At 61.1% G+C, this 9606-nt stretch carries 6 protein-coding genes; 3 read left to right on the forward strand and 3 right to left on the reverse strand.

Going from position 1 to position 9606, the window contains the following annotated elements; all coding sequences use genetic code 11:
- Positions 1–476: 476 nt before the first annotated feature.
- Positions 477–779 (reverse strand): hypothetical protein, encoded by a 303-nt coding sequence (locus tag SGJ19_16215; protein MDZ4781799.1) that lies wholly within the window; start codon positions 777–779, stop codon positions 477–479.
- Positions 780–1202: 423 nt separating this feature from the next.
- On the opposite strand from SGJ19_16215, the gene SGJ19_16220 reads away from it, so the two are divergent.
- Both SGJ19_16220 and rfbD read left to right on the forward strand, forming a co-directional pair.
- A complete protein-coding gene (locus tag SGJ19_16220) occupies positions 1203–1631 on the forward strand; it encodes a peptidoglycan-binding protein (GenBank protein MDZ4781800.1) in 429 nt (142 codons plus the stop codon).
- Positions 1632–1678: 47 nt separating this feature from the next.
- The gene (gene rfbD / locus SGJ19_16225; GenBank protein MDZ4781801.1) at positions 1679–2626 is read left to right on the forward strand and encodes a dTDP-4-dehydrorhamnose reductase; all 948 of its coding nucleotides are present in this window, start codon (positions 1679–1681) and stop codon (positions 2624–2626) included.
- A gap of 191 nt (positions 2627–2817) precedes the next feature.
- On the opposite strand, the gene SGJ19_16230 is transcribed toward rfbD, so the two are convergent.
- A complete protein-coding gene (locus SGJ19_16230; GenBank protein MDZ4781802.1) occupies positions 2818–3837 on the reverse strand; it encodes a TIGR00266 family protein in 1020 nt (339 codons plus the stop codon).
- A 261-nt stretch (positions 3838–4098) separates the two neighbouring features.
- Between SGJ19_16230 and SGJ19_16235 the strand changes: the two genes are divergently transcribed.
- Complete coding sequence (locus SGJ19_16235) at positions 4099–5049, forward strand: PQQ-binding-like beta-propeller repeat protein (protein ID MDZ4781803.1); 951 nt, start codon at positions 4099–4101, stop codon at positions 5047–5049.
- Between the two features lie 38 nt (positions 5050–5087).
- Here SGJ19_16235 and SGJ19_16240 read toward each other — a convergent pair whose 3' ends face one another.
- Positions 5088–9476 carry a tetratricopeptide repeat protein gene (locus tag SGJ19_16240; protein ID MDZ4781804.1) on the reverse strand — a complete coding sequence of 1463 codons (4389 nt, stop codon included), beginning with the start codon at positions 9474–9476 and terminating at the stop codon, positions 5088–5090.
- Between the last annotated feature and the right edge of the window lie 130 nt (positions 9477–9606).

Raw genomic sequence — 9606 nt, forward strand, 5'->3', positions numbered from 1 at the left:
ATACGCCGCCGCCATGGCAAACCTCCTTGAAAAAAGGCGATTCACCAGTTTACGTAGACTGCGCAGAGGGCGCTAGACCTATCGCAGATGCGCTCTAGTCCACGGCGCCGCGGTCGGGACGGCCGGGATCCCCAAAGAGGGCTTTTACAACTGGTTTGCTTGGTCGCACATCGACATCCAGAAGTCGCTGTTCGAGTTTTTCTCGGATTGCCTGAAGGCGCTCAATTTCGATGTTGCGTACCCCGAGTTACGCGACGAGCTTTTGTCGACCAAGCGTACGATAGCCACCGCATTGGCCGAGGAAGGACGCACCTATGGGAGGAACGAGGAGAAAACCAAGTAGGTCAAGCCACTGTTGTGGCACGGTCTCCCGACCGTGTCACCGACGCGACCGAAGGTCTCCCCGGGGCAGCACCGCCCGTGTTCATCGACTGGCTCTTCTTGGCCTGCTCAGCCACCGGCAAGCAGAGCGATGGTTACTCCACTTTACTAAAAGCGGATGCCCCAAGGATAAGGCCTAAGACTGGACCAAACAACATTGCCGCGTAGAACGCCAGCACAAAAAACAGCACTTCCCTTTGAAGGAAAGCAAGTACGCCGTAACACGTTCCGGCCACGAGATAGTAGAACACCACGGCCATTACGCATTCTCTTGTCCGCCCGTGTGGTCGTATGCAGCCAACCAGTAAGCCGATCAGCGGAGAGCCGAGACATGCAACTAGCATTGCAGTCCAGGTTGATTCATCGAACATGTCCGCAATCTGACCCAGCAGAATCATCGTTCACGCTTCTCTGGATTGAACTGATTGTATTTGCGAAGTAGGTCAGACACCGCCGCCGAAGCGATCGAGCGCGCATGAAGGTCATCGCCGTCGCATCCCAAATGGCGGCCAAGGACGTGCCTGAATGTTCGACGCTTGTTCCTGTCAGACACGTCCTTGGCCTGCGTCTTTCCGTGTTACCACGGCTGGCCTAATAGCATACCTGTTTGCTTCGGCGGCGGCGCTTGACTTACTTGGCCGGCACGCTGATTGATTGTCCCGACACGGTAATTAGAATGGGTCGCGGATGGCGGGGCGGACTCGTTCTTGCTTCGCCAGTCTTGCACTTCGCTGGTGTCGGAAGCGCTCGATGCCATGTGCGTCGGGCGAGCCAGCTGTTCAATCGCGTTTCAGCACATCGGAGGTACGTTCCCCGTGCCCATGCCCTTTGATGGCGGAATTCAGATTATCGGGCCTAACGGCACCGTGGATATCCTGTGCATGACCTGCATGCGGCCGATTCCTGCAGCGGATCGGCAAGCAGGTTTTTTGAACGATTGCCGCGATTGCCATGAACGCAAAACCGGGACCGGCAAGTACGCGGCGGGCGGAGGCGGCTTTGCCAGTGCGGGGCTGCCGATGATTCGGATCGGGTCGACCGGGCCGTCCGTGGCGTACTGCCAAAACCTGCTGAACGCGCGGCTGCCGCCGCCCCCGTTGTGGGTCGACGGGATTTTTGGTCCCAAAACGGACGCCAGCGTGCGCACGTTTCAGATGTCGCGACAACTCATGGTCGACGGCATCGTCGGTCCGCAAACCTGGGCCGCCTTGGAAGCCGGCCCGCCCCCGATCTCGCGTCGACCTGGGTAGAATGCGTCGAGCATCATTCGTGATTGTCGTGATTTGCAGGCGACGGCATGGATCGATGCATCGTCGAGACATTCCGTAGTATGTCGCCCCCACCGCACGACATCGCGAACACGACGAAGCCAATCGCCGTCATCGGCGCGGCTGGCCAACTTGGCGGTTGGCTGTGCCAGTTGCTAGGCGAGCGCGCTCGGCCGTTCGACCTGCCGGAGTTGGATATTACCGATCGAGGCGCCGTGTTGCGCGTGTTGTTGGCAGCGCGGCCGGCGGCGATCGTCAATTGCGCGGCGTATACCAACGTGGACCGCGCGGAAGCGGAGTCAGACGTCTGTTTCGCGGTGAATGCGACGGCCGTTGGACATCTGGCGGAAGCAGCCGCGGAGCTGGATTGCCTGTTGGTGCAGATCAGTACGGATTATGTGTTCGGCAATGCGCTTGGCGACAATTCTCGACCTTGGCGGGAAACGGATGTGCCGGCGCCGCGCGGCGTCTATGCCGAAAGCAAGCGCGCCGGGGAGCTTGCCGCGTTCCGCGCTCCGCAGCATATAGTTGTCCGCACCTGCGGTCTATATGGACATCCGACGCTCGTCGATCAAGCGAAGAACTTCGTTGAAGCGATCCTGCGCAAGGCCGAACGTGGCGAATCCTTGCGTGTCGTCAACAATCAGGTTTGCTCGCCGAGCTTTGTCGGCGACGTGGCCGACGCGATTTGCTGGCTACTGGAAGCGGAGTTCACCGGGATTGTTCACGTCACGAATGCAGGCGCTACGAACTGGTACGACTTTGCGCGAGAGATTCTGGCCTTGCGCGGACTGAGCGTGCCAATCGAGGCGATTTCCACGGAAGAGTTCAACGCGCCGGCGCCGCGGCCAGCATATAGCGTGCTGGATGGCGCCAAGTATGCGTTATTGCGCGGCGCGGCGATGCCGAGCATTTATGCCGCGCTGCAGGCGTATCTAAGCTGGCGCGAGCATGAGTTGGAAAGGCGCCAATGCTAGCCCGTGGCGCCAGCGAGGGAGGGAGGACGTTCTTTACCGTTGCGGATCAAGCTCTCAACGACCTCGCTTACCCTTTGTGTGCGATATCGTTGAGAGTTTTGTCCGCGATTTGTACCCGACGTCAAATCTCCCTCGCTGGCGCTACGGGCTAGTGTCAGTGGGTTAGTTTCGACAAATGCTCCACTGCTCCGTCAGCTATTGTCGCCGTCGAGGAGGCCGCCGAGTTGGCCGAGGAGGGAGCCTTCGCCTTTGCTGCCGCCGCTTTGCGGGGCGTACATCAGGATGCGGCCGGCGAGTCTTGAAATCGGCAGCGATTGCAGCCAGATATCGCCGGGGCCGGTGAGGGTGGCGAGGAACAGGCCTTCGCCGCCGAAGAGCGTATTCTTGAAGCCGCCGGTGAATTGGATGTCGTAGGTGACGCTGCGCGTCATCGCGACGATGCAGCCGGTGTCGATGCGGAGCGTTTCGCCGGCGTTCAGTTTGCGCTGCATCAGCGTGCCGCCGGCGTGGACGATGGCGATGCCGTCGCCGGTGAGGCGCTGCATGATAAAGCCTTCGCCGCCGAAGAGGCCGACGCCGATCTTTTTCTGAAACGCGATGCCGATCTGCACGCCTTTCGCGGCGCACAGGAACGAATCCTTCTGGCAAATCAATTCGCCGCCCAGTTCATCGAGATGCATCGGCACGAGCTTGCCGGGATACGGCGCCGCGAAGGCGATCTGCTCGCGGCCTCCGCCGATGGCCGTGAATGTGGTCATGAACAGCGATTCGCCGGTCAGCACGCGCTTGCCGGCCGACATCAGTTTGCCGAAGAAGCCGGTCTGCTCCGCCGAGGGATCGCCGAAGACGGTCTTCATTTCGATCCCGCGCGACATGTACATCATGCCGCCGGCCTCAGCGATGACCGTCTCCTGCGGGTCGAGCGTGATCTCGACGTACTGCATTTCGCTGCCGAAGATCTCATAGTCGATCTCATGCGCGCGGCGCGTGGTGTACTGCGTTGGCGGAGGGCTGGGCGGAGTTGCATTGCCGCGGAGCGATTCGCGGATCGCCGCCACGTGCCGCGCTTCGAGCCAATTGGCCAGGCCCGGCCCGAAGACCAGCGTGCTTTCCCCGCCGACCGACGGGAGCAGGCGAATCAATTCCTCCAGCGGCATCGGGCCGACGGATTGCTGATTCTGGGCGTAGTACCAACCGGTATCAGCGGACATGGGCGAGGCTCCGGGGGCGGGAGGAGGAGTAAAGGAGTAGAGGAGTTTTTTCGGTGCGGAGTTGTGTAAGGATACCGCGCCGGTTGGCGGCGTAAACAGCTTGGGGGCGGGCAATAGATGTAGGTGCGGAATGGGGAGAAACTGGGCGCGAAGAAAAATGCGCTGCCTTCGGCACGTCGCAGGCGGTTGTCGGAGAAATCGCGGGCGTGTCTATTGGCTCGATCCAGATTCTCCAAACCACATGTTTTCAGCTTCAATCGCATGTTGAACTTCAAACGGGCATTCGTTTTTGTCGTCGGAACATTGGCCTTGATGGTCGGGACTTCGTCACAGGCTCAGCATCGCCTGGTGACGCAAGGCGAGGGGCAACTCGTCATCTTCGACGCCCAGGGCGACGTGGAATGGCGAATGCCGTGGGAAGGCATTCACGACGTCCATGTCCTGGCGAATGGAAACTTGCTCGTCCAGCAAGGCGCGAGCACGATTGCCGAGATCGATCGAGCAAAGTTGCAGGTGGTTTGGAAGTACGACTCCTCGACCTCCAACGGCAACGCCGGGAAGCAGGTCGAAGTGCACGCTTTCCAGCCGCTCGGCGACGGACGGTTGATGATTGCCGAGAGCGGACCTGGACGGATCATCGAAATCGATCGCGACGGAAAACTGCTGCACGAGATCAAGCTCAAGCTCGATCACCCCGATCCGCACACGGATACGCGTTTGGCGCGAAAGCTCGCCAATGGGCATTACCTGGTCTGCCACGAGGGAGATGGCTTCGTGCGGGAATATGATCGCGACGGGGCGGTGGTCTGGGAGTACGAGGCGCCGCTGTTTGGCAGAGAATCACAGCCTGGTCATGGCCCGGAAGCCTTTGGAAATAAGTGCTTCGCCGCGGTGCGCCTGGCGAATGGAAACACGTTAATCTCCACGGGCAACGGCCATTCCGTGCTGGAAGTGACGCCAGACGCTGAAATTGTTTGGCAGCTTCAGCAGCGCGATCTACCAGGAATTACGCTCGCCTGGGTGACGACGCTCGAGGTGTTGCCCAACGGGCACTACGTGATCGGCAACTGCCACGCTGGGCCTGGTCAACCGTTGTTGATTGAAATCGATCCGACGAGCAAGGAAGTCGTTTGGGCGTTGGACAAGTTCGACTTGCTCGGCAATTCTGTTTCCAATTCGCTGTTGCTCGATGTCACAGGCAGCCTGCGCTAGAATTGCGAAGTGTGACTGCCAACATTGGCGCCATGCCGCTACCGCGGCTTCACCCCGTTGCCGGGCCCCGCGGAACCTGATGGCGATTCGTAGTCCGCGTAGCTTTTCTCCTCGACGATTCGCGAGCCGAGCAGGTTGTTGATTTCGCGCTTCGTCGCCGCGCGGCAATCGTTCTCGTAGTAGACGCTGCGGGCCAGCTTGATGAAGCCGTCGCCAAAATCGCCATTGCGCTCGCAATCTCGGATCGCATCTTCGATGTCCCACAAACGCAGGTTGTCGTGGCTGAGCCGGTCGGTCAGTTCATCGAGCTCCGGCGACGGCGATACCGCGCGCTGCAATACGCTGGTCAGTTCCTGCAACTCGTGTTCGACATGGCCGCGTTTCGCCTGATCGTGGATGCGTTGCAGTTTGATGCGGAGAATGGTGATCTTATCGATCAGTTCACCCGGTGACACCGGGGCAAACAAGGGGCGATCGCGGGACTTCTCGTTGGCAAACCGGCGTAGGGCGTCGGCCATGCGATCGAACACGCTGCCCCAATCGCCGAATCGCGGCTGCCGAAACAACTGCATCGTCGGATACCAAGGGCTTTCTTCGGTGTGCTGCAGCCAGCGCCAGTCGGCCGCGAACGGCAGCGCGAGCCAGGTGGGCGCCCCCAGGCCGCCGCAAAGGTGCGCGAATGCCGTATCGGATGTGACGATGAGGTCGAGACTCGTCACCACGGCCGCCGTGTCCATGAAGGCGCCCGTGCCTTCATCCAGCCGCGGCCCCAAGTCCACGACGGAAAAACTGCCGGCCACGTCGGCAAGTTGCTCGCGGCCATGGTTCTTTTGCAGGCCGAACAGGCGCACGTTGGGGATCTTGGCCAGCGTCGAGAAATAAATTAGCGGGATCGATCGCTGGCGATCGCCGCGGTAGCGTGGGTTCCCTTGCCAATTGATGCCGATGCGGATCGTCGCGCCGTCGTTTAGCTCGCCGCGCCAACGGTCGACCAACTCGGGATCCGCAAACAGATAGGGCGTGTCGGCGGGCACCGTCGACAACGTCGTTTCGAAGATCCTGGGCAGACCGATCAGCGGCACGTGGTAATCGCAATCGGGCAGGTTGCCATCCATGATCTTCGGCGTGAGCCGGTCGATGCCCGGCGTTCGCTTCAACAGTTCCAATAGCGGCCCTTGGCACATCACGGTTACATGGGCGCCGCGCGCTTTGACGAGCGGCGCGTAGCGCACGAACTGGAGCGTATCTCCCAAGCCTTGCTCGGCGTGCAGCACGATCCGTTTGCCTTCGAGCGATTCGCCATTCCAAAGCGGTCGCTGGATCGCCGGCATGCGCGCGTTGTTGCATCGCCAGCGCCACTCGTATTCTTCCCAGCCGGCAGTCATGTCGCCTTGCACCAAGCGCACGAGGGCGCGGTTCATGTGCCCATCGGCGTAGTCGGCATCCAGGTGGAGCGCTTCGCTGTATTGCGCCTCGGCGAGGGGCAAGTGCCCTTGCTCGGTGAGTGCGATGCCCAGGTTGCTATGCGCGGCTGCATAGCCGGGCTTGAGACGCAGGGCCTCCTCGAAATGTTCAATCGCTTCGGCATGCCGGCCCAATTCGGTGAGCACGATGCCCAGGTTGTTATGCGCCTCTGGATAGCGATCGCGCAGCCGCAAGGCTTGCAGATAGCTCTGCAGCGCTTCCTCGCGACGCGCTATTTTTGCCAAGGCGATGCCCTGGTTGTTGTAGGCGTCCGGAAAATCCGGGCGCAGCGCCAGCGCGCGACGATAACAGTCGATGGCGGCGTCGTACTCTTCGAGCCGCGCCAGCGAAATCCCCAGGTTGTTTTGCAACTCTGGATTGTCGGGATCCAGTCGCAGCGCCTGCTGAAAACTGCTCACGCTCGCCGGGATATCCCCCACATCGCGCAGCACGACGCCTAAGGCGCTATGTGCGCTCGGCTGATCGGGGTCTGCCGCGATGGCGCCACGGTAAGCGGACGCTGCTTCCTGATTCCTGCCGCCGCGCCGCAAAGCGTCCGCCAAGTTTACGTAGGCGTGCGGAAACCTTGCATCCGAATCGATCGCCAACTGCAATTGCTCGATTGCCTCGTCGATCCGCCCTAAATCGAGCAGTGCTTTGCCTAAATTGCCGAGCGCCGCCGTAAACGCCGGACGGATGCGGACCGCGTGTTGGAACACCTCGATCGCCGCTGCGAATTCGCGACGCGAAGCGAGCGAAATGCCGAGGTTGTTGAGCGCTTCTGCATAATCGACACACAATTCGATGGCTCTGCGATAGCATGATTCGGCTTCGACTTCGCGCTGTTGATGTCGATAGACGTTGCCGAGTTCGACCAGTGCCTCGGGAAAATCCGGGCGCCAACGCAGCGCATGCAAGAAACTCGACTCCGCCTCGCCCAGTCGGCGTTCCGCGTAGCAGCGCTGGCCAAGACGCAAGTGCGACTCCGCCGCATCCGCGTCTTGATCCGCGACCACTGCGGCGCCCAACCTTTCACGCAAAGCCGCTTCCACCGCGGCAATCGTCTCGTGCCAACGATGCGGCGTCGGAGTTCGAAACAGTCGCACATGGGGATACCACGCGCCGACTTCGCGGTCGTCGCGCCAGCGCCAATCGCCATGCGCATTCATGAGCACCCACGTCTCCCGCCCCGCTGCAGCGCTGGCATGCGCTAACACGCCGTCCGCCGCGATCACTAGGTCAAAACACTCCAATAGTTCGGCGAGGTCAGCGAGCGCAGGTTCCTCGTCGCCGAACCAACGGCGGCAATCCACCATGCCAAACTCATGGACGAGCAACTCGCGTTGCCGGCCGGCGTCGCCCGTGGAAATGCAATAGGCCGTGATGCCCGAGATCCGCGTTAAGCCCTGAAGAAACTCCACCGGAATCTCGCCGTGGGCGTCGTCGTGCATTCCCCAATTCTGTTTAAAAACGATTCCCACGCGCAGCGTTCCGTCTCCGCCAATTTGGTCTCGCCGCGCATTGGATTGCTTGGCCGGAGCTTTCCAGTAGGGAATGGTAGCGCCCATGTCCTCGGGCGCAGCGCCGGCGCAGTGCGGCAGCGCAAGGACGTCCGTCATCGCGACGGTTGAATTGAGGTTTTCGTCAATGGGCGTTGCATTTCGCACGTGTTCGCATTGAACGAGCCAGTCGCATAGCTCTCGCGGGGCGAGCAGCGTCAACGAGCCGCCGGCGGCCTCGATTGCGGCGCCATAGCGCGCCATGACGATCGCGTCGGACCAACCCCGATCGCAGCGGACCTGCCAATCTCGCGCCAGCGATTGCGAAGCGGGGAGCGCCGTCGCGGCAAGCAAGCTCCATCCGGCCGGAGAATCACCGCGTCGCACGAGGATCTTGCCAAGACGCAGCCGCGCTTCCTGGCAATTGGGATCGCGTTCCAGGCAAACGGCGAAGTCGTGTTCGGCCTCGGCAAACCTGTTTAAGGCTTCGTACGCGATCCCGCGCCAAAGTCGGGCCGCCACATCGTGCTCATGCTGCGCTATGGCGTGCGACAATCTTTGAATCGCTCGCTCTGGATCCCCGCACGCCAGATGCGCATGGCCGGCCAACGCGCACGCTTCGGCGCAACCCGGCGCGATGCGCAACGCGCGCTCGTAGCGGCGCGCTGCCTCGGACCAGGCGGATCGCGCTTCCAGGACGCGCCCCAATTGAAGGTGAGATTCGACGCTGTCGGGAGTCAACGAGATGATCCGCTCCAACGTGGCCTGCGCCTGTTCCAAACGCTGGCAAGAAAACTGCGCGAGCCCAATGTTCTTGAGCGCGCTCAAATAATCCGGTCGCAATTGCAAAGCCCGTTCGAACGCCGCGATAGCAGCCGCGTGCTCGCCGCGCGTGGCATGCATGATGCCGAGGTTGTTCCAAGCCTCGGGATAGTCTTGCTGAATATGCAGCGCCTCGTTAAAGCACTCCATCGCCTCCTTCGCGCGCTGCAACTGGCGCAACGCCAAGCCCAGGTTGTTATGGGCTTCCGCGTAGCGCGGGCGTCCCCGCAAAGCCAAGCGATAGTATTCCTCGGCCTGCGACGCGAGTCCGCGTTCGCGGAGCACATTTCCCAGATTATTAAGCGCTTCCGGATAGCGCGGCGCCAGCCGCAGCGCCTCGCGATAGGCCTGCTCGGCGGCGTCCAAAGCGCCCTGGATTGCCCGGGCGTTGCCCAGATTGTTCCAGGCTTCGGACCAGTCCGGCCTGGCCCGCAGCGCTGCTTCGAAATGGGCCTCGCTCTCGGCGGGCCGCCGCTCCTGAATCGTGATTCTTCCCAGCAGGAATTGCAGATCGCCGTCGTCGGAAAAATTGGCCAACAACTGGCGGCACAATTGCTCCGCGCGTTCACGTTCGCCCGCTTCGAAATGTTTCCAGGCGACCGCCAATTGCTCTTGGATGGGCGACGTCGAAATGTCGATCATATGTTGCTATCCGGCGTGTCGTCCAAGTGGCATGACTAGGCTCTGTTGACGATTAAATCCGCTTTAGGCGGATGAATCCGAGGGCCAGTTGGATGATTGCCAGAAATGTTTGTTTCAGTTTTTCGTAGCG

The sequence above is a fragment of the Planctomycetia bacterium genome (assembly GCA_034440135.1).
Taxonomy (GTDB): Bacteria; Planctomycetota; Planctomycetia; order Pirellulales; family JALHLM01; genus JALHLM01.

Excerpts from the sequence above, each read along its gene's own strand:
- SGJ19_16215 (MDZ4781799.1), bottom strand. The coding sequence starts at position 779 with ATGATTCTGCTGGGTCAGATTGCGGACATGTTCGATGAATCAACCTGG.
- SGJ19_16220 (MDZ4781800.1), top strand. The coding sequence starts at position 1,203 with ATGCCCTTTGATGGCGGAATTCAGATTATCGGGCCTAACGGCACCGTG.
- rfbD (MDZ4781801.1), top strand. The coding sequence starts at position 1,679 with ATGGATCGATGCATCGTCGAGACATTCCGTAGTATGTCGCCCCCACCG.
- SGJ19_16230 (MDZ4781802.1), bottom strand. The coding sequence starts at position 3,837 with ATGTCCGCTGATACCGGTTGGTACTACGCCCAGAATCAGCAATCCGTC.
- SGJ19_16235 (MDZ4781803.1), top strand. The coding sequence starts at position 4,099 with ATGTTGAACTTCAAACGGGCATTCGTTTTTGTCGTCGGAACATTGGCC.
- SGJ19_16240 (MDZ4781804.1), bottom strand. The coding sequence starts at position 9,476 with ATGATCGACATTTCGACGTCGCCCATCCAAGAGCAATTGGCGGTCGCC.